Annotated in this window: 17 protein-coding genes; 12 read left to right on the top strand and 5 right to left on the bottom strand. The window is 53.4% G+C overall.

Annotation, left to right across the window (positions count from 1 at the left end; genetic code table 11):
- Positions 1-256 precede the first annotated feature (256 nt).
- From BUF15_RS01555 to BUF15_RS01505, 11 genes are all read left to right on the top strand, one after another.
- Entirely contained in the window at positions 257-1,246 is a 990-nt protein-coding gene (locus BUF15_RS01555) for an AAA family ATPase (RefSeq protein ID WP_073611744.1), read from the top strand.
- A 33-nt stretch (positions 1,247-1,279) separates the two neighbouring features.
- On the top strand, positions 1,280-2,194 hold the full coding sequence (locus BUF15_RS01550; protein ID WP_073611663.1) for a DUF58 domain-containing protein: 915 nt from the start codon (positions 1,280-1,282) through the stop codon (positions 2,192-2,194).
- Positions 2,191-2,868: a DUF4381 domain-containing protein gene (locus BUF15_RS01545; protein WP_073611662.1), complete on the top strand. Its 678-nt coding sequence runs from the start codon at positions 2,191-2,193 to the stop codon at positions 2,866-2,868. The genes BUF15_RS01550 and BUF15_RS01545 overlap by 4 nt, the downstream gene beginning before the upstream one ends.
- Positions 2,868-3,854: a vWA domain-containing protein gene (locus tag BUF15_RS01540; protein WP_073611661.1), complete on the top strand. Its 987-nt coding sequence runs from the start codon at positions 2,868-2,870 to the stop codon at positions 3,852-3,854. The genes BUF15_RS01545 and BUF15_RS01540 overlap by 1 nt, the downstream gene beginning before the upstream one ends.
- A 12-nt stretch (positions 3,855-3,866) precedes the next feature.
- Positions 3,867-5,798 carry a VWA domain-containing protein gene (locus tag BUF15_RS01535; protein WP_073611660.1) on the top strand — a complete coding sequence of 644 codons (1,932 nt, stop codon included), beginning with the start codon at positions 3,867-3,869 and terminating at the stop codon, positions 5,796-5,798.
- Positions 5,798-7,684 carry a BatD family protein gene (locus BUF15_RS01530; RefSeq protein WP_073611659.1) on the top strand — a complete coding sequence of 629 codons (1,887 nt, stop codon included), beginning with the start codon at positions 5,798-5,800 and terminating at the stop codon, positions 7,682-7,684. The genes BUF15_RS01535 and BUF15_RS01530 overlap by 1 nt, the downstream gene beginning before the upstream one ends.
- Positions 7,681-8,436 (top strand): tetratricopeptide repeat protein, encoded by a 756-nt coding sequence (locus tag BUF15_RS01525; protein ID WP_073611658.1) that lies wholly within the window; start codon positions 7,681-7,683, stop codon positions 8,434-8,436. The genes BUF15_RS01530 and BUF15_RS01525 overlap by 4 nt, the downstream gene beginning before the upstream one ends.
- A gap of 385 nt (positions 8,437-8,821) precedes the next feature.
- Entirely contained in the window at positions 8,822-9,748 is a 927-nt protein-coding gene (locus BUF15_RS01520; RefSeq protein ID WP_073611657.1) for an ABC transporter ATP-binding protein, read from the top strand.
- A 14-nt stretch (positions 9,749-9,762) separates the two neighbouring features.
- On the top strand, positions 9,763-12,666 hold the full coding sequence (locus BUF15_RS01515; protein WP_073611656.1) for a Gldg family protein: 2,904 nt from the start codon (positions 9,763-9,765) through the stop codon (positions 12,664-12,666).
- A gap of 3 nt (positions 12,667-12,669) precedes the next feature.
- On the top strand, positions 12,670-13,722 hold the full coding sequence (locus BUF15_RS01510) for a DUF4340 domain-containing protein (protein WP_073611655.1): 1,053 nt from the start codon (positions 12,670-12,672) through the stop codon (positions 13,720-13,722).
- 242 nt (positions 13,723-13,964) lie between these two features.
- Positions 13,965-15,653, top strand: a complete 1,689-nt coding sequence (locus tag BUF15_RS01505) for a sensor domain-containing diguanylate cyclase (RefSeq protein ID WP_073611654.1) — start codon at positions 13,965-13,967, stop codon at positions 15,651-15,653.
- A gap of 36 nt (positions 15,654-15,689) precedes the next feature.
- Here the strand turns inward: BUF15_RS01505 and BUF15_RS01500 are convergent, their stop codons facing one another.
- On the bottom strand, positions 15,690-16,346 hold the full coding sequence (locus BUF15_RS01500) for an SH3 domain-containing protein (RefSeq protein ID WP_073611653.1): 657 nt from the start codon (positions 16,344-16,346) through the stop codon (positions 15,690-15,692).
- 392 nt (positions 16,347-16,738) lie between these two features.
- On the opposite strand from BUF15_RS01500, the gene BUF15_RS01495 reads away from it, so the two are divergent.
- A complete protein-coding gene (locus tag BUF15_RS01495; protein ID WP_234981075.1) occupies positions 16,739-17,074 on the top strand; it encodes a hypothetical protein in 336 nt (111 codons plus the stop codon).
- A gap of 74 nt (positions 17,075-17,148) precedes the next feature.
- On the opposite strand, the gene BUF15_RS01490 is transcribed toward BUF15_RS01495, so the two are convergent.
- The 4 genes from BUF15_RS01490 to BUF15_RS01475 all read right to left on the bottom strand — a co-directional run bounded on the left by BUF15_RS01490 (position 17,149) and on the right by BUF15_RS01475 (position 19,800).
- Entirely contained in the window at positions 17,149-18,126 is a 978-nt protein-coding gene (locus tag BUF15_RS01490; RefSeq protein WP_073611652.1) for a hypothetical protein, read from the bottom strand.
- Between the two features lie 212 nt (positions 18,127-18,338).
- Positions 18,339-18,719, bottom strand: a complete 381-nt coding sequence (locus BUF15_RS01485) for a hypothetical protein (RefSeq protein WP_073611651.1) — start codon at positions 18,717-18,719, stop codon at positions 18,339-18,341.
- Positions 18,720-18,727: 8 nt separating this feature from the next.
- A complete protein-coding gene (locus BUF15_RS01480; RefSeq protein ID WP_073611650.1) occupies positions 18,728-19,330 on the bottom strand; it encodes a glycogen-binding domain-containing protein in 603 nt (200 codons plus the stop codon).
- Positions 19,327-19,800 carry an RNA polymerase sigma factor gene (locus BUF15_RS01475; protein ID WP_073611649.1) on the bottom strand — a complete coding sequence of 158 codons (474 nt, stop codon included), beginning with the start codon at positions 19,798-19,800 and terminating at the stop codon, positions 19,327-19,329. Before BUF15_RS01475 ends, BUF15_RS01480 begins: the two co-directional genes overlap by 4 nt.
- Positions 19,801-20,397: the final 597 nt, after the last annotated feature.

The raw sequence follows: 20,397 nt of genomic DNA, 5'->3' as shown, positions 1-20,397 counted from the left end.
AGCAACTTATCATTACAAAATCAATTTACTAGCTCCCGAAATCATCGCGAGCCCTCCCAACATTACAGCATTGTAATGCTCTGGAAAGAGCGTGGTAATGTAAAGTTGTTATAGTGCAGTCGTCAGAGAAAAAAACGTTTCCTATTGAGATGAATACATATCGAGGATCGCGATGTTCAGACAGAATCAGCAGACGACACTCCCTCCGGCAGCTCCTCCTGCCTCTCCGAACCCGGCCCCCCCTCCGGGTGACGCCATATACCGCTCCATCCAGGAGATCAATGAATCGGTCCAGCGTAGCTCCGCGTGGCTCCCTCCCCTGCGCCGCGAAATTGGCAAAATGATCATTGGTCAGGAACACCTGGTGGAGCGGTTATTGGTGGGGATGCTGACCGGAGGTCATATCCTGTTGGAAGGTCTGCCGGGTCTGGCCAAGACTCTTGCTGTCAAAACCCTGGCGAAAGCGGTGCAGACTGAGTTTCGCCGCATCCAGTTTACCCCTGACATGCTGCCGGCCGATATCATCGGCACCGAGATCTACAACCCGCAACAGACAAGCTTTGTGGTCAAGCAAGGGCCGATCTTCTCGTCACTGATCCTGGCCGACGAGATCAACCGGGCCCCGGCCAAGGTACAGTCCGCCCTTTTGGAAGCTATGCAGGAAAAGCAGGTGACCATCGGCGAAGAGACCTTCCGGCTACCAGAACTGTTTCTGGTGCTGGCCACCCAGAACCCCATCGAGCAGGAGGGCACCTATCCCCTGCCCGAGGCCCAGGTCGACAGGTTCATGCTGAAGGTGGTGGTCAACTACCCCTCCATGGCGGAAGAGCGGAAAATACTTGACGCCATGGATAGTACCGAAGCGGAGATCAACGTCATTCCGGTAGCCAAGCCCGAAGACATCCTGGCGGCGCGCAAGGTCATGAACAGTATCTACATGGATGAAAAAATCCGCGACTATATCGTGTCGCTGGTCTATGCCACCCGGGAGCCGAAAAAATTCCAGCTCGATCTTCAGGGCTATATCGAGACGGGCGCCTCACCGCGTGCGACAATCAACCTCAAGCTGGTGGCGAAAAGTCTCGCCTTTCTTGCCGGACGCGGCTACGTCACCCCGGACGATGTCAAGGACGCGGCCATGGATGTGATGCGCCACCGGTTACGGATCAGTTACGAAGCCGAGGCCGAAGGAGTGACCAGCGAGGATATCATCCGAAAAATTCTCGATACCGTGCCGGTACCGTAAAACCTCTTCAGCGACTCTCATCGACAACACGGCATGGAAGCACAACTCACCAAAGAGATTCTAAAAAAGGTCAGGCAGGTTGAGGTTCGCACCAACCGGCTGGTCAATGACAGCCTGGCCGGCAGCTACCAGTCCGTCTTCAAGGGACGAGGCATGAACTTTGACGAGGTGCGCGAATACGTTCCTGGCGACGATATCCGCACCATCGATTGGAATGTCACGGCCCGCACCGGCATCCCCCACATCAAGAAGTTCACAGAGGAGCGGGAACTGACCATCATGCTGATGATCGATATCAGCAGTTCCGGCGATTTTGGCTCAAGCAGTTCCTCAAAGCGGGAGATCATGGCGGAGATCGGTTCGGTGCTGGCCTTTTCCGCGGTACGCAACAACGACAAGGTAGGACTGATCCTCTTTACTGATTTTGTCGAACTCTATATCCCACCCAAGAAGGGCCGCTCGCACATTCTGCGGGTTATCCGCGAAATTCTCTACTTCCAGCCGCAGGGCAGTCGAACCGAGCTGAAGGTACCCCTTGATTTCATCAATAAGGTTGCCAAACGACGCTGTGTGGCCTTTCTCATCTCCGACTTCTGCCTGCCCGGTAATTTCATCGATTCGCTACAAACCTTGCTGCCAAAGGTGCGGGTCAGTAACCGCCGGCACGATCTTATCTCGCTGATCGTCTCCGACCCCCGCGAAGCTGAGTTGCCGGACGTGGGCTGGATCACCCTGGAAGATGCTGAAAGCGGTGAGCAGGTGGATCTCAATACCTCCGATCCGGCGATCCGCCACAACTATGCCGAACTTGCCCGCCAGCGGCGCAGTCAGCTCAATCGGGCGATCCGCTCCTCCGGGGTAGATTTGTTGGAATTGAGCACAGACACCTCCTATATCCCGCCACTTCTCGGTTTTTTTCAATCACGCATGCGGAGGGCGGGACGATGAAAGTTTTTTGGGTATCGCTTGCCGTATTGTGCCAAATGATGATCTTCTCCTTTCTGCCGGGTATTGCTGCTGCTGACGACAAGCAGCCCTCCTCTCTCCAGCTGCTCCAGCAGCAAGCCCCCGGTCAGAAAGGACCGCAAAATGTTGTCCCCACCGACCTGCACGATATTCACGGGCCGATCAACTTGCCCGAGCCGGTGCCATACCTCCTTTACAGCCTTATCGGGCTGGCCACACTGGTTCTGCTTTTTGTGCTCTACTGGTGGTTTTTCCGCCGCAAAAAGCCAGACCCGCCACCCATTCCCCCCGGTGTTGCGGCCCGCGACGAACTGATGCGGGCCAGGGAAATGATGAACCCTGAACAAGCCCTTGGCTATATGGAGCGTGTTTCGGGGATTCTGAGACGCTATCTGGAAGCACGCTTTGGTCTCCCCACCACCCGACAGACCACCCGCGAATTCTTCCAGGATATCGCTGGAACCACCCCAAAAGCGACAACGCTTGCGGCGTTCAGCGGCGAACTGAAAATATGCCTTGAGCAGTGCGACATGGCGAAATTCGCCCATCAGCCCGCCAGTATCAGTTATCTGCAGGATATGGAAAACAGCGTGCTCAACTTCGTCAACCAGACCGAGCAACCTGCAACTGAAAACAGTTCAGGAGGCACCAGGTAATGCGTTTTCTCTACCCTCACCTCCTCTGGCTGCTCATGCTGCTGCCATTACTTGCCGTACTGCGCGGCAGGATGGGCGCGGCACCGGCGCTCCTCTTCTCCTCCACCAGCCTGGTCTCGTCCCTTGCCAGGGGGAAGAAAACCAGGCCGGCTGCCCTGCTGTCGGGAATGCGGCTTCTTGTGCTCGCCCTCATTATTCTCGCCGCTGCACGCCCGCAGCAGGGCAATACCACCACCGAGGTGCAGGCCAGCGGCATCGATATCTTGCTGGCAGTGGATGTCTCCGGCTCCATGGAAGCCATGGACTTTACCCTCAACAATCAGCCAGTGAACCGACTTGAGGTGGTGAAAAAGGTGGTCGATGAATTTATCAGCGAACGGCCCAACGACCGTATCGGCCTGGTGGCCTTTGGTGGCCGGCCCTATCTGGTCTGCCCGCTCACCCTTGATCACGATTGGTTGCGTAAGCGACTGGAATCGCTCTCCATCGGCATGGTAGAAGACGGCACGGCTATCGGTTCCGCCATCGGCAGCGGCACCAACCGATTGCGTGACCAGGATTCAAAATCGCGCATTTTGATTCTGCTCACCGACGGTATGAACAATTCCGGCCGCATCCCGCCGCTGGTCGCAGCTGAAGCGGCCGAGACACTCAATATCAAGGTCTACACTATCGGTGCAGGTACCCGGGGCGAAGCGCCGATGCCGGTTACCGATCCTTTTGGCCGTAAGCAAATTCGCATGGCCCGGGTCGATATCGACGAAAAGACCCTTACAGCGGTAGCTGAAAAGACCGGCGCCCAGTATTTCCGCGCCACCGACACCAAATCGCTCACCCGGATTTACGACGAAATCAACCGGATGGAAACCACTACCCGGACCATCAAGAAATTTGAAAATTACCGGGAGCTGTTCCCCTATCTGGTGCTGGCAGCCCTTGGGTTGCTGGCGCTTGAGATCGGTGGCCGGCGCCGACAGTTGCCGTAGAGAACGAACGACATGGACCTTCTGCAGTTTGCCCAACCATACTGGCTTCTTGCCGGCCTTATTCTTTCAGGTGCCACCCTTCTGCTTCTGCACATGCTGCAGCAAAAGCGGCAGGCCACGCTTGAAAAATTTGCCGGGGCCCAGCTCCTTGGACGGCTGACCCGGCATGTCTCTACCACCCGCCGCCGCCTGAAAAATATCCTGCTCATTTTAGGCATCTTCCTGCTCTTTGCGGCGCTGGCCAGGCCACAATACGGCTCGACCTGGATCGAGGTAAAGCGTAAGGGCATAGACATCCTCTTTGCTCTCGACACCTCCAACAGCATGCTAGCCGAGGACACCAAGCCCAACCGGCTGCAACGGGCACGGCTCGGCATCATGGATTTTGTCGCAAAACTCGAGGGCGATCGGATAGGGCTCATGCCTTTTGCCGGCACCGGTTATCTGATGTGCCCACTCACCCTCGACTATGACGCTTTCAACAACTCCCTTGGCACCATCACCACCGACATCATTCCGCTTGGCGGCACCAATATCTCCAAGGTGATCGAAGAAGCAGAATCAGTGCTGAAAAACGACGCCAACCATAAGGTTCTCATCCTCCTCACCGATGGTGAGAACCTTGAAGGCGATGCCATCCAGACGGCTAAAGCAGCCAAAGAGAAGGGAATGACCATCTACACGGTGGGGGTCGGCACTGCCAGCGGCGAATTGATTCCTCTTCCAGGAACAGGCAAGGCCGGTTTTGTCAAGGATGAGACCGGCAAATATGTCACCTCCAAACTCGATGAAAAGAGTCTCACCGAAATCGCAGAGGTCACCGGCGGCATCTACGCTCCACTTGGCAACAGTGGCGAGGGACTTCAAACAATCTACCAGCAGAAACTGCAGCTCATTCCTAAAGAAGAGCTTATGGAGCGGCGGCAGAAGGTGCCGATCGAGCGGTTCAGCTGGCCGCTGGCCGCAGCCATTTTCCTGCTCTTCCTCGAATACCTGTTACCTGAAAGGAAATCCGGCCTTAAGCTCTCACTTTCCGGAATCGCTTCCGCCGGGCGCAGAATAAAAAAACTGGTGCCGATGGTTTTTCTGGCCCTGGCTCTTGGTTCCACACCACAGCGTGCCCTAGCCTCAGCCGCCGAAGATGCCTACAACAGTGGCGATTACCTCAAGGCTGCAGAGCTCTACAATAGGGCATTAAAAGAGCATCCTGATGACCCGCAGCTTCACTATAATCTCGGGACCACGGCCTACAAGAACAATCTCCACGACGAAGCCATCGCCGCCTTTAACGAGGCGTTGAAAAGCGACGACCTCTCACTGCAGGAGAAGGCCTATTACAACCGAGGTAACGCCCTGTTCCAGAAAGGGGCTGAAAGCCAGCAGGGTAACCCGCAGCTTACCAAGGAAAAGTGGCAGGAGGCACTCGACTCCTTCGATGGAGCTTTGCATCTTGATCCCGAAGACGCTCTCGCTCGGGAAAACCGGGCCTATGTCGCCAAGAAACTGGAAGAACTTGATAAGCAAATGCAACAAAACCAGCAACAGAACAACGAAAAGCAGGATCAGCAGCAAAAGCAAAATGAGGATGACAACGGTCAGGACAACAAACCGTCCGATGACCAGCAGCAAAAGCAGCAACAATCATCTGATGATCAACAGCAGCAAGAGCAAAAAGATAATGCCCAGCCAAAGGATCAGCAAGCCGACCAGGAGAGTGGCGGCGACAAAGATAAAGAACAGCCTCAGCCAGCAACAAGCCAGGATAAAGAGCAGGATGCAACCGCTGCCGATCAGGACGCAGAGCAGAACCGCGACAACAAGCGGCGAGAACTTGGCCAGATGACCAGAGAAGAGGCGGAAAATCTGTTGAATGCCCTGAAAAATGAGGAGGGTGAACTGAATTTCGTACCCAGGGGCGAACGATCTGTAGAGAGGGACTGGTAATGAAACGTCACAACCCAAAAATAACCATTCTCGGCGCAGGGGTGGTTGCAGTGCTGGCACTTATCGCGCTGTTCTCGCTGCCGGCAGCCAGCCGGGCCGAATTCAGCGTTAACGCCACGCTCAGTTCCACCACCTTCTCAGTTGACGACGGCGCCCAATTGAGCATCACCGTCAACGGTACTCGCTCAGCTGATCTGGAAATTCCCGAGACAGACACCAGCAGCTTCGAGATCATCCAACGCGGTAGAAGTAGTCAGATCAACATGATCAACGGAAATTTCTCCTCAGCTATCACTTTCACCTGTATCGTCAGAGGATATAAGTCGGGTAAATATACCATCCCGCCGATTACCATAAAAAGTGACGGCACCAGCCGCACCACCGAGGCTATCCCCTTTGAAATCACCGATAGCGGCCAGATGGGCCAGAGCGGTTCCGGCACTGCCGTACTGCCTTCACCATCGGCCTCGGGTGCATCAGCCGGTGGCGACGCCGCCTTTCTTCGTCTCAACATAGACAAAACATCCAGTTATGTTGGCGAGATTATTCCCGTTGAGGTAAAGGCCTATTTCAAAAAGGGCTTGCGCGCCAGCCTCAACAGTGCGCCAACTCTTGTCGGTGACGGCCTGGTGATGCCGCAGCTGAATGAGAAGCCAGTGCAAACCGAGGAAATATTTGGCAACTCACGTTACTCGGTCCTCACCTGGCAGACGGATATATCCAATATCAAGGAAGGGAAGTATACGGTTCACCTCGAGTTGGATGCCACCCTCCTGATCCCGGAGAGACGAATGTCGACCTCCATTTTCGGCCAGTCACCGTTTGACGATGACTTTTTCGATAATGTCTTTGGCGGCTATAAGGAAAAGCCGATCAAGCCTGTGAGCGAGGAGATGACGTTTACTATCCTGCCGCTGCCGGACGAAAACCGGCCAGCCGGCTTCACCGGAGCAATCGGTAATTTTAACCTGCAGGTCGCAGCAACGCCTATTCAGGCTGAAACCGGCGAACCGCTGACCCTGACCATGACCGTTAGCGGAACTGGCAATTTTGACCGGGTTGAAGCTCCCGCTTTTCCTGAATCAGATCAGTGGAAGACCTATACCCCGGCTGCTACATTCACAAAAGGAACAGGCGGTGATCACACCGGCAACAAGGTGTTCGAACAGGCGATTGTTGCCAAAAGCGGTTCGGTATCCGAGATCCCGGCGCTTGCCTTCTCCTACTTCGATCCGCAAAAAGGAAAATATATCACCAGGGAATCGTCCCCTATTCCCGTATCCATAACCGCCAAAACTTCTGTACCCGTTCCGACTCCGGCTCCGCCGGTCAGGGGTAATGAAGCTGCACCGGCAGCAACTGTCGCTCCTAAGCAACAACCGGAATCGACATCAGCACCTATTGGCGGTCTCGCTCCCTTGCGGCTGGAGTCGGGAAACACCACCAGCGCCATTACCCCGCTCTATACCAGACCGCCTTTCCTGGCCGTTATGGCCATCTGCGTCCTGGCATTGCTGATGCTGACCGTGCTCAAGATATATCGACTGCGTGAGGACGCCCACCCGGAGGACCGCCGCAGGCGCCAGCTGGGTAAGGCTCTGCAGGATTCATATCAGAGCATGGATCAGGCACTGGCCCAAGAGAACAGCAGCGTATTCCTCGCCGTTTGTCGCACTGCCATCCAACAGCACCTGGGGGCGATCTGGCACTGTCAGGCGAGCGCCATTACCAGTGCAGATCTGACAGCACGTCTTTCCTCCTCCAATCGGCTTGTGGAAATTTTCACCATCGCCGAGAAGGCTGCATACAGCGGCGCCCTGCTCGACCGTGAAACTATGCAGGACTATGCGCGAGCGGTGAAAAAAGAACTGGAGGAACTGGTATGAAACGATATCTCCTCCCTCTTCTGCTCAGCGTCATGACGGCATCTTTTCTGATATCTGCCGCCTTTGCCGGAGTCGACAACAGTCGTTTCCAGGAGGCGAATGGTGCCTACAGCCGTAATGATTTCGAAAGCGCTATCGCCATATATGAAGAACTTATCAGCAACAATGGTTACAGCGCGGGGCTCCTTTACAACCTCGCCAACAGCTATGCCCAGGCAGGTCATACCGGCAAGGCGGTGCTGAACTATGAACGGGCCTTACAACTTGACCCCAATGACCCTGACATCCTTGGTAACCTGCAGTTGGTGCGGGCAGCCAACGGAATTTTCAACCCTGAAGCAACCACACTGGAACATTTGCTGCACCTGTTCTCCATGAATCAATGGATCGGCATCGGCGGCCTGGCCTTGGTGCTCCTCACCGTGGGTCTGCTGCTTTCCCTCCAACTCAAAATCTCACCACGGGCCATGATGGGGCTGGGTATTGCCTGCTCAGTTGTAATGCTCGCGTCGACCATCGCCACTCTGGAGTTGCATGTTGAGTGGACCGGCTCGGTGGTGGTGCATGAATCGCGCCTCTTGATCTCCCCCTTTGAAGGTGCCGCTACAGCAGGCAATATCCAGGAAGGGCGGATGGTCTCTTCCGGCAAAGAGCATGGAACATACGTTTTTGTTGAAGATGAAACCGGCCGCAAGGGGTGGATTGTCCAGTCCGCCATCGAGCCGGTGATTCCTTCGGATCCCAGGAGATAAACGATGAACGGTAATACGCCAAATCGCTCTCGGACTACGATAAAGACATAGCAACCGATCCTCGATTGCCTTCTCAGCTTTCCCGGTAACCAAATCGAAAAGGGTATTGCACACCAGTCGCGGCACAGAGTGTCCCAGGCGTGTTCCGTTTTGAACAGTTCCCTTTTCAGGCGGATACCGGAATTTTCGGCAACCGTGAATATCAACACTTCGCTTTTGCGCTTTCCATGACGCGGAACGTTGTCTGTTTTTATCTGCGGAAGACCTTTTCAGTCCCCCAGTAAAACTCCCTCTCCGCCTGCCTGTGTAAGCCTTCGGCGAAAAGCTCCTGTTCACAGCTGCCCCATGTGCTGTATCCACGAACAATCATTTTGGAGTGAAACCTATGATCAACCTCGACAAACTGACTCGAAAGTACGGAGATTTCACGGCGGTCGATGACGTGTCGTTTGCAATTTCTCCGGGGGAGATAGTCGGTCTGCTCGGCCATAACGGCGCCGGCAAGACGACCATCATGAAGATGATTACCGGCTATCTCGAACCGACCAGCGGTTCAGTAACCGTGGACGGAATCGACGTTGTTTCCGATCGCCGCAAGGTGCAGCGAAAGATCGGCTATCTGCCGGAAAACTGCCCGGTCTACCCAGAGATGACGGTCATCGATTATCTCGATTATTCAGCGTCCTTACGAGGAATTAGAGCAAATGCGCGGCTAGCTATGATCACTGAGGCCATTTCCCGTACCGGTCTGAAGGAAAAAGCAACCTGGCCCATAGCCAAGCTGTCGCGGGGCTATCGTCAGCGAACGGGTGTGGCCCAGGCCATCCTCCACCGGCCTGACATCCTTATTCTCGATGAGCCCACCAACGGACTCGACCCGACCCAGATCCAACAAATGCGCTCGCTCATCACCGATCTGGCCAAACACTCGACGGTCATCATCTCCACCCATATCCTCCAGGAGGTACAGGCCATCTGCGATAGGGTGATCATCATGAAAGACGGCAGGAAGGCGCTCGATGCCCGCCTGACCGAACTGAACCGCAATGATCGTCTGCTCATCATCATCGACGCCCCGCCAGCCATAGCGGAAAAAGAACTGGCCAGGATGACCGGAGTCGGTTCAGTAGCGGTCAGTACGGCCCATGGCAGCAGCACCCATACCTACGCCCTCAACCTCGAAACTCCCGAGAACCGGCAGCAGACTGCCGCCACAATTGCCGCCGCCGTCCATGAGAAGGGGTGGCAGCTCTTTGCAATGCATTTCGAGTTCCGCAATCTTGAAACGGTCTTCGCCGAGATCAGCGCCTAAAGGAGAAATGACCAATGACTACCATTCTACGCATAACCAAAAAGGAGTTCGGCGCCTTTTTCAGTTCACCGATCGCCTTTATTTTTATCGGGGTGTTCCTGGCCGCCACCCTCTTTATCTTCTTCTGGGTCGAGAAATTTTTCGCCACCAATATCGCAGAAATCCGTCCACTTTTTTCCTGGATGCCCATCCTGATGATCTTTCTCACCGCAGCGGTAACCATGCGCCTCTGGGCTGAGGAGCGGAGAGCGGGGACGCTGGAATTTCTGCTCACTTCGCCGGTATCGCCCTGCGATCTGGTGCTTGGCAAGTTTTTCGCTTGCCTGTGGTTGGTCGGTGTGTCGCTCATTTTGACCCTGCCGCTACCCGTCACCGTCAGTTTTCTTGGACCTCTGGACTGGGGCCCGGTTCTGGGCGGTTATGTTGCCACCATGTTTCTCGCTGCTGCGTATATCGCCATCGGGCTTTTTGTGAGCGTCAAGTCGGATAACCAGATCGTCAGTCTCATCACCAGCTCGCTTATCTGTTTTCTTTTCTACCTGATCGGCTCCGACATGCTGATCGGTTTTTTCGGCAACCGAGGCGCCGAACTTCTGCAGCTGTTGGGTTCAGGCTCACGATTTGAGTCGATAACCCGGGGAGTTATCGACCTGCGCGATCTCTATTACTACCTGGCCATCATGGGCGTCTTCATATGCCTCAACATCTACGCCCTTGAGAAAATCCGTTGGGCGGACAACCCGGTAAACAGCCGTCATCGCAGCTGGCAGCTCGCAACAGCTCTCCTGATCGCAAATTTCATTGCTGCCAACTTCTGGCTCGCCCCGATTGGCCAGTTACGGGCCGATATGACCCACGGCCAGATCTATTCGATCTCTGAAACCACCCGTAGCTACCTCGGCCAATTAAAAGAGCCGTTGCTCATCCGCGGTTACTTCTCCGCCCAAACCCATCCGCTGCTGGCGCCGCTAGTGCCGCGCCTTCGCGATCTGCTGGCAGAATACGCGGTTGCTGGCGGTGACCGGGTCCATGTGGAGTTCATCGATCCCACTGAACACCCAGATCTTGAGCAGGAAGCCGGCCAGAAATACGGCATCAGGCCGGTTCCCTTCCAGACTGCTTCCAAATACCAGGCAGCCGTGACCAACTCCTATTTTGACCTCCTGATCCAGTATGGCGACCAGTTTGAGGTGCTCGGCTTCCGCGACCTTATCGAAGTAAAGGTTCAGGGCGACCAGGATCTGCAGGTAGAGCTGCGTAATCCCGAATATGACATCACCCGCTCGATCAAAAAGGTGCTCTACAGTTATCAGGGCGGCGGCGACCTGTTTGCGACCATAGCAAAGCCCGTGACCTTCACTGGGTATTTTTCTCCCGATGACCGGTTACCGAATGAACTGGTTACGTTGAAACAATCGATTTCCGAACTTACCGCCGAGATGAAAAAGGAAGGTGGCGAACACTTTACAGCAACCGTTGTCGACCCCGATGGAGGTGACGGCAACATCGCCAAGAAGCTAGAAAACGAGTACGGTTTTCGGCCGATGGCCCTCTCCATCCTCGATACCCGCAGCTTCTGGTTCTATATGACCCTTTCAAGCGGCGACGAGATCGTCGAGATCCCGCTACCGGAAGATCTTTCCAAAGAAAGCATCAAGCGCGCCATGGAAACGGGTCTGAAACGGTTTGGTGCAGGATTTGCCAAAACCATCGCCCTCAATACCCCACGGCCCCAGCCCCCCATGCCGCAGTACGGCATGATGGAGCCCCCGGGTCCGCAATTTAACGTCCTGCATCAACTGCTGGAAAAAGAACACAAAATTGTGGACACAGATCTTGCCAGCGGTCATATGCCGGAAGAAGCCGATCTATTGATGGTGGTGTCTCCAGAATCAATGACGGACAAGCAGCTCTTTGGCATGGACCAGTTCCTGATGCAGGGCGGCACGGTGGTAATCGCCGCCTCACCCTACACTATAGGTGTGAGAAATGGCCTCACCGCTGACAATAAACCGACCGGCCTGGAGGAGTGGCTCAAATTCCACGGTATCACCATTGGCGATAAGCTGGTTATGGATGACCGAAACAGCGCCTTCCCGATACCGGTGCAGCGAAAAGTTGGTGCTTTCACCGTCCAGGAGACCAAACTGGTGAATTACCCCTATTTTGTCGATATCCGTCCGGACGGTATGAATCAGGAGAGCGGGCTGATGACCGGTTTAAACCAACTGACCATGACCTGGCCTTCACCCATCAGTGTTGATCACGACAAGAACAAAGAGCGGAAGGTCACCCGCCTGCTGGAAAGCTCGGATGACAGTTGGCTCTCCACTTCTACTACCATAACTCCTGATTTCCAGACCTACGGTGAAGCCGGATTTGCTGCGGGCGACGACCGCGATCGTCAGTTGTTAGCCGTTTCTGTCGAAGGAAAGTTCACCTCCTATTTCGCAGGTAAACCCTCACCTCTGGCAGCCGCCGAGGCCATGACAGCCGCAGATCCTGCTACTGCCACTGACAAGAGTGAAGAGACCAAGGGCGTGATCACCCGGCAAATTGACCATTCGCCAGAGAGCGCCCGGATCATCGTCTTCGGTTCCTCCACCTTTGCCAGTGATGACGCCATCAGCATCAGCTCAAGCACCATGCAGACCAGCTACCTGAACCCGGTTCAGATGCTGACCAACACCGCCGACTGGTCGCTGGAGGACCGTGGCCTGCTCTCTATACGTGGCCGTGGTCACTTCTCACGCACTCTGCTGCCAATGTCCAGGGATATGCAGATGGTCTGCGAATATCTGAATTATGCACTGGCGGCGACTGGTCTGGTACTGATCTGGTTTATCAAACGAAATATCGTGCGGCGAAACGAGAAACACTCTCTCGCCTTACTGCAGGAGAGCTTTGGGAGGATATAAACGATGAAAAAAATAACTATTGCGGCGGCCATCCTGCTGCTGGTTCAGCTGGGACTCGTGGCCTTCAGCCAGATCACCAACCGGAAGGATATGAGCACCTCGCCGGAGACACCTTTTCTCGCGGTGAAAGGTGAAGAAGTCACCGGTCTTACGATTATCGGAGATAAAGATGAAAAAGTGATACTGGAGAAAAGAAACGGCGCCTGGATTCTGCCGGAAACCTTCGACCTGCCCGCTGATCAAAAGCAGGCGACCACCCTGATCGATAAGCTCGTGGCACTGAAACAGGGCTTTGTGGTTGCCAGCTCCAGGGAAGCCGCCAAACGGTTCCAGGTAAGTGAAGATAGCTTTGTACGCCATCTGGTGGTGCACCGCAACGATACCGTGGCCGGTGACCTCTTTATCGGCACCTCACCGGCCTTCCGCCAGGTCCACGCCAGGAATGCGGGTAGCGACGACATCGTCGCCGTGAACCTGTCCACCTATGAATTGGAGACCGATAGCGACAAATGGCTGGACAAGACGTTGCTACAGGTGAGCGACAAGGACCTGGCCGGTATCGAGTATGCTGATTTCTCACTCATCCGGAAAAAGGTGGAAAAGAAGGATTCTCCCTCCACCTGGCGGCTGGCGGAAAAAGATGGCGAGAATCTCGACGTTACGGTTGCAGGCGAACTGGCCAACGCCATTACCGGCCTGACAATCACCTCGGTCATCGATCCGCAGGAGAGCAGCAAGATCGCCATTGAAAAACCGGAACTGAAGTTCACCGTGCACACTGTAAACGACACGAATCTGGAGTATGCCTTTGCCCAAAAAGACGACAACACCTTTGCCGTAAAGCGTTCGGACAAGGAATTGCTTTTTGTGGTCAGCAAAGCAAGTGTCGAACAGCTCAAGAAATACAATCGTGATGCACTTCTTGTGATACAACCGGAAGCGGAGCCAGAACCAACAGCTGCGGCCGCAACCGAGACATCAGCAGCAGAGGCTGTTCCGGCGCAATCGGCCCTGCCGGCAGTTCCTCCTGTTCCGGCTGACCCTGCCGGTAACTGATGCCCATCAAAACGGGGCTGGTGCATCTTGCCGGCCCCGATATTTTCCCCCTCCCTTGAGTTCCCTACAGCAATCTGCTACAACTTGAGAAGGTTACCGGTATTTTACATTGTCAGGCAGACAGTGTTATCCGCCAATGTCTCGGAAACCCGTTACCTGCCTGTCGGACTGGTACATTTCACAGCTTGACCACACCACCGGAAAATACATTACCAGAAAAACCGGCTTCACCGACTCACGCTATGAACATAGACAACAGTTGGCAGCGACCAGGTTCGATCCGGAATAGGATTCTCTTCTTTTCCATTCTCGTTACCCTCGTTCCGTCCATTGGTATGGGCTGGTTCTGGTATGACATATCCCGAAAGACCACCACCGCCAAGATTGAACAGCAACTCACCGGTTCGGCGGATATCATCGAGCGCGAAATAGGGCTCTGGTTCAAGGAACGCAACTACGACCTGCGGGTATTCTCCAACTCTTTCGTGGTTCCGGAAAACCTGGGGATCTATCAGCGTGAAAAAACCAGCACCACCGGGCCATCAGAAAAAACGGAAGAGGCCCTAAAAAAGATCAGTACCTATCTCGGGATCATTATCACCAAATTTCAGAATTATCAAACCCTTGCCGTGTTGGATGCGGGAGGAAAAGTTCTTGCATCCTCCAGCCCTGTGCTGCAGGAAAAATTTGTAATGTTGCCGGACAACTGGCAGGAGCAGGTACAACACAACCAGTATTTCATCGGCAACTATTTTCTCACCGACCCGGAGGGCGGCCCGCTGGTGTTGATTGGTATTCCACTGATTGAAAGCACTGAGAACGCGGTTATCGGCTTTTTTGTGCTGGAAGCCCATCTCGACACAATACGGAGCCTGGTCACCGGTTCGCTTCCAGACCGCAGAATTCAGAATGGCAGCGCCGTCACACTCCTTGAAAAAGACGGTAGAATCATCTTCAGCAGCACTCCGACCGGTTCCGCTGACACCGCCGATATCGTAACGGAAGAAGCCCTGAAACTTTTTCAACAGCCAGGCATTCTCCATGAATATGTGAACAGGAAGCAGGTCGCCGTTCTGGGCATGGGTTTTTCCTTTACCGAGCTTCCCTGGTATCTTCTCATGGAGAAAAACAGGGATGACGTCTATGCCACGATCATGGAGGCACGCAACCAAATTCTGCTGATCACTGCGCTGCTCTCCGTTGTTATCGGCGGGACAGCAGTCATCATCGCCCGTCAAATCATTTTCCCCCTCAAGGAATTGATCAAAGGTGTGCAGCAGGTGGCTGGCGGTGATCTGCAGGTCTCGGTACCGGTGCGTAGAAAAGATGAACTCGGGTTAGTCACCACCATGTTCAACGAGATGGTCGAGCGACTGCAGGAAAACCAGACCCGGCTTGAGGAACTGGCAACCACTGACCCACTCACCGGTCTTGCTAACCGCAAGCAAATCATGACCAGCCTTGAGTTGCAATTGGAAGGATTTTATCGGCATGGCACCAGCTTCTCCCTGCTGATGCTTGATATCGACTTTTTCAAAAAGGTGAACGACACCTACGGCCATCAGGCTGGCGACAGTATACTGGTAGAGATAGCCAGTATTCTTGGCACCATCCTTCGAACCCTCGATACCGCAGGACGTTATGGCGGAGAAGAGTTCGTGGTTATCCTCGATACCGCAGATCAGGCCCAGGCAGTACAGAGCGCAGAGCGTATCCGGCGAGCCGTGGAGCGGCACGTATTTTCCTGGAATGGGCATGAATTGCGGATAACCATCAGTGTCGGGGCCAGCGCCATACACCCAAGCGACGAAACAGTGAACAGCCTGATCGCCAGAGTAGACGAAGCTCTCTATCGGGCAAAATCGGAAGGGCGGAACCGGGTGTGTATCCCAACCATTATGGAAACAGGAGAGGTCCTGAATCAGGCATGAGGTGCACTCGCAAGTGAATGCACTATGGAAAACCCATCATTGCAGCTTTTGGGGAATAGAAAGCAGGGAGTAATATATCCATCCGCCCCTGCCGTCCTGCAGTGAAACCTTGATCCAGTACCCTTTATGGCCAATAGCGGTAACGCTTGTCCCCGGCTCAACCGTCGTGACCAGTTTCCCTCTCTTGCCAGGGGCCTTTCTGATATTGCTCATTTTGGCAACTTTCAAGTCAAGCGGGGCGATGAAATCGTTGTAGGTTTCCGGTACGATCTTTGCCTCACCCTCATCGTTGAAACGCTGCCTGCTAATCAGCTCCAACGCCTGTGCTGCCAACAAAGTGGCCTGCTCATAGCGATCACTTTCCAGTTCACGGTTACTCTGGGTCATGAATCTGTCTGCTTCGGCAAAAAGTTCCTGATCCTCCGGTCTGCTTCTCTCCCGTGCCGTCTCTATTTCCGTTGTGACTTCGGCCAGGTAGGCTACTGTTTCCACCCTGGTGTTTGCAGCCGGAGTGCGGATGGTATTACTGGCAATCCCCTTGGCTAATCCCAGACCGGCCGCGCGCAGGCGGGCAATCTCTTCCTTTTTCTGGACCAATTCCATCTGCAGCCTGGCCGTTACCACATTCTGCAGTTCAAGCCGAGCCTGCAGGTTGTCCACTTTGCTTTGCAGCACCTGATTCTGCTCGGCCATTTTCGCTTCCCGGTCTTCAGCTCTCTTTAGGGCCGTGCAACCACCAGAGAAAAGAGCAGTTGCCAGCAAAATTGTGAAAGTGCAGCCATACAACGCGTATCTTAATCGAGATAGTTCCACAATCCAGCTCTCCCCGCTTTGTTGAACCAGGCACATCCGTTATCCCTGCATACAGTTTATAACCTGTTGCCTGACAGTCCAGGACAGAAACATTCACATAGATCCTGAGTACTTTAGCATACGAAGAGTAGAGCAACAAGGATGCATTCGGCACCATCGTAGAGACAGGTCCTTCCAACTTTTTTGCCCTGGATAAACAGCGAAAGATGAAATGTTCTGTGTTCATGGTTCGCTATTTGTCCCAAAGAGGAATTTGACGACAGACACCATCTATGGTTAACATGAAGGACAACTTGAAACCCTTGCCTATACTGCACCACCTGCCGGGAGCTGTAACAACGGATATGATCATTCGCCTAGCCGACAATACCGAAATAGATACAGACAGAGACCTCAGCTCCGAGGAGAGGCACATCCTCCAGAAACTGCTGTGCTACAAACATTTCGTTAACTCAGTGGCTGAGTTCAGGGAAAAGAAAGAGACCGCCTTCAGAGTGGGCTGGAATAACTCCGGCCCCATCCGCGAATCCGAGGCAATGGCCCGGGTGGCAGTACAGCTGGAAAAAGATCTGCAGGTTCGTCTTCGCAACCTGGAAGAATCTACCTGAGAGTTTGTCTCTTGAGAAAAAAGAAGCGGTAGCCTGATCAGAAGGTTGGCAGAAAGTACAACGGCAGTTGCAACTTATTTGCCTTTCTGACCTTGACCTCCACTGTCTCCGCCAGCTGATCCACCGCCACCGCCATTACCTCCGCCGCCACCGCTTCCACTGACTTCGCCTCCCCCGCTATTCTGCCCACTATTCTGTTGGCCGCCGCCGTTATCCTGCCCCTGCTGCCCTCCCTTACCAGCACCCGTATCCGACTCCGGCTTCGTTATCTGCTCCACCCGGCCGTTCATTCCGGTCTGCACAGATTTTCGCACCTCGACAATATCCGCACCAGCCTCAATTTTACCAAACAAGAAGTTCGCTTGTTCTCCAACCAGGCGTCGATCACCTGTTTTTCTGAAATTGGCTGTCATATTGCCAAAATCAACGCTATCGGCCCCTTTTACCAACAAGCTTGAGGCCATATCGGCAATCAACTTTGAATTGACACCAAGCCTTCTGAGCTCCTGGGTAAAGACCAGCGTTTCCCAGATGAGTCGATCATCACGGGTTCGGTCGTTGTTGCGGCGTGTTTCATCACGCAGTAGTGAAATAACCCTACCCAGATCCTCTGGAGCCATCCCGGCAGACTGAGCATTGACCAGTAGCTCCAGGACAGCGCCTCCACCATTTTTTTGTAATCCAAGTTCCTGCAGATACTGCCCAGCCCGAGTGTATCTTTCACCCACCATAGTCACGGCCCGTATTATCTGCTCTGCAGATGCGCCTTTGACGATGCCTTCGTTGATCTTCCCCATTAGTGGCCCCGAAGGTACCCCATGACTGACCGCTTCACTGAGGCCAGCGTGAATCCGCGAAACCTCATCTTCTGTGAATCCTGAACGTTGCATGGCTGATTTGAGCTGCGTCAGCTCGCCGGAAGCAATACTCTCGCCGAGAAATCGTTCGGTAGTCGTTGGGGAACCAGCGTTCCCACCACTCCCCGTTACGGCCAGAGCGGTCCCCTGTATGAGAAAAAATCCTAAAACAACTGAAAGACAAAGACCTTTCATACTCTCCTCGTTTGTCGGTTTGAAATCGAAAACCAACTCTTCCCCTCTCTTTTTGTCCAAACCTTCCCGTTAAATTACCAGCGAAACGTCTTGTTCAACACCATATCCCAGCTGCGCCGGGGTAAATGGTTGGCGTGTTGCTTTATTAAACGGATCAAAGAAAATAAGGTTACAATTCAGGTGAATAAATGCAGTTCTCGCCACCGAAATCATCATTTTCCCGAAGCAGGCAATCTGGGAGAAATTTTTTCCCGTCTATCATATAAAAATATCGAAACGATTCGTTGCCAGGCAAAGAAATCTGCCAGGAGCCGTCTGGTGTAAGCATAGCCGGCTCTGCCATAAATCCGTTCAGCGATGAATGGAAAGTCACTTGACGGGCAGTCGGCTGGAACAGCGTCAATGTCGAAGGGACTTGAGAATTCTGGAGAACACGAGGGGACACACAGCTGCTCAATGCGGGCAGAAGGCAGAGAAAAAGCAGGGAGAATTGCTTCACCTGTAAAAGGATCGAAGGAGGTCTGTGCACCAGTTTCGTAACGGTTGGTAAGAGTCTCAACATCGTAGAGGAAAAATGCGAGAAATCTACCCATACTCCGGTTCAACTGCTGGTCTGGTCATCATTGATGAGACCGGCAATATTCAAGATGGAGTTCTCGCCTCCATAATCGTCAGTTTCACGGTCTAAAACAGTTGGATCATAGATCCTGGTATGCTGCTCAATCAGATAGCTGTAACGATACTCACCCGGCGGAAGTTGCATCTTCAGTGTCCAGTAGCCACTATTCCCTACTTTCTCCATGGGGATGGGAGACCAGTTGGAAAATGTCCCAATAACGCTGGCCTCTCCGGCATCCGGCAGATACAGTACAAAACGATATGTCTCATCCCCCGAAACAGCCGGTACCGTTGGATATCGAACAAACGGAAAAAGTGCCGCAAGACAGCAGGCCAGAACAAATCCACCGACAAACGAAGCGGGCCTAAGCAGCCAGCGCCTCTTCACACGCTCGGGTTGCGGCTGTATTACATTGGAAACAGAATGCAGATCGGCCAATGCCGTACCCAGGGTGAGTTCCTGCCGGAGCAGGTCCCGCGCTGTATCAGAAAACTGTTTATTATCGGCCACTGCCTCGATGAAATCAATTTTTTCGTGCAGTGTCAACTCATTATCGATAAAGAGACTGATAAGATGATCGTTCATGGCCGGTTACCTAAAATGTTTTTCAACTGTATTCTCGCCCTGTGAATTCTGACTTTGATATTTGATTCGCTGAGATGGGTGATCCTGCTGATCTCTTTGTAGGAAAGATTACTCCCCGCAACAAGACGAAGCAGTTTTGCATCCACCACATCCAGCTGGTCAATTGCCTGCAGCACCTGCCTGGTCTCTTCACGCAGGATAACCTTTTCCTCTTGATTCATTCCCGCCAACTGATGATGATCCTCGAGAGGATCTTCGGGTCTCTGCTTTCTGAAGTGATCGATGATAAGGTTACGACAGATGGTATACAGAAGTGAGGTAGTCGGACTCGACTGCCCATACGCCCCGATATATTTCACAAAAGACTCCTGGGCAAGATCTGCAGCAAGAGACGGATTGCCCGTTCGCTTGAGGATGTAGCCGAAAAGCCTGTCTTTCTGGCTTGTATAGAAATCCTTGAAGAGATTCATGTTCTCTTGACATTGTCTGTTTTGACTGGGTTGAGATAGTCATCAACACACCACTTCGCCTGACACACTAATAGAACAATACTGCCCGGCTGCAACATTCGATATTAAATGTTGCCAGCTGTTCAGATCATTATTCTCATGGGCCTTGCCCAGCTTTTAGCCTCATGTCCAATAAATAGACTATTGCAACATAGGCTCTGCAGATAGACACGTTTATGCATGTAGAAAGTTACAGAAAAAGTGAACGGTACCCTGATTTTTCTGCATGCAAATAAAAGGGCTGCTCATGTAACCATGGTCGTCCTCATGCGTTTAAAAGACAATGGTAGTCTCGTCCAATGAACACTCTATGAGGTGACGACATGAGGAATCTGGTAAAAAAGCATGCTCTTCAAAATACCTGCAGTCCAGCCTTCACTTGTCGGGCAACATCACCTACGGCAAATCCTGCTATCCCTCTCAACAACCAAGAAGACAATCTCCAAATACTCGAGCATCTCCCGGTCTTCATCTACCTTCTCACCAAAGATTATACGCTTTCTTACGTGAACCACGCCTTCCGTAAGGAGTTCGGAATACCAGATCAGTTTACCCGTT

The sequence above is a fragment of the Desulfopila aestuarii DSM 18488 genome, assembly GCF_900143695.1.
GTDB classification, from domain to species: domain Bacteria; phylum Desulfobacterota; class Desulfobulbia; order Desulfobulbales; family Desulfocapsaceae; genus Desulfopila; species Desulfopila aestuarii.
Note: the sequence above shows the minus strand (reverse complement) of the source record. Positions and strands in the feature narration are given on the sequence as shown.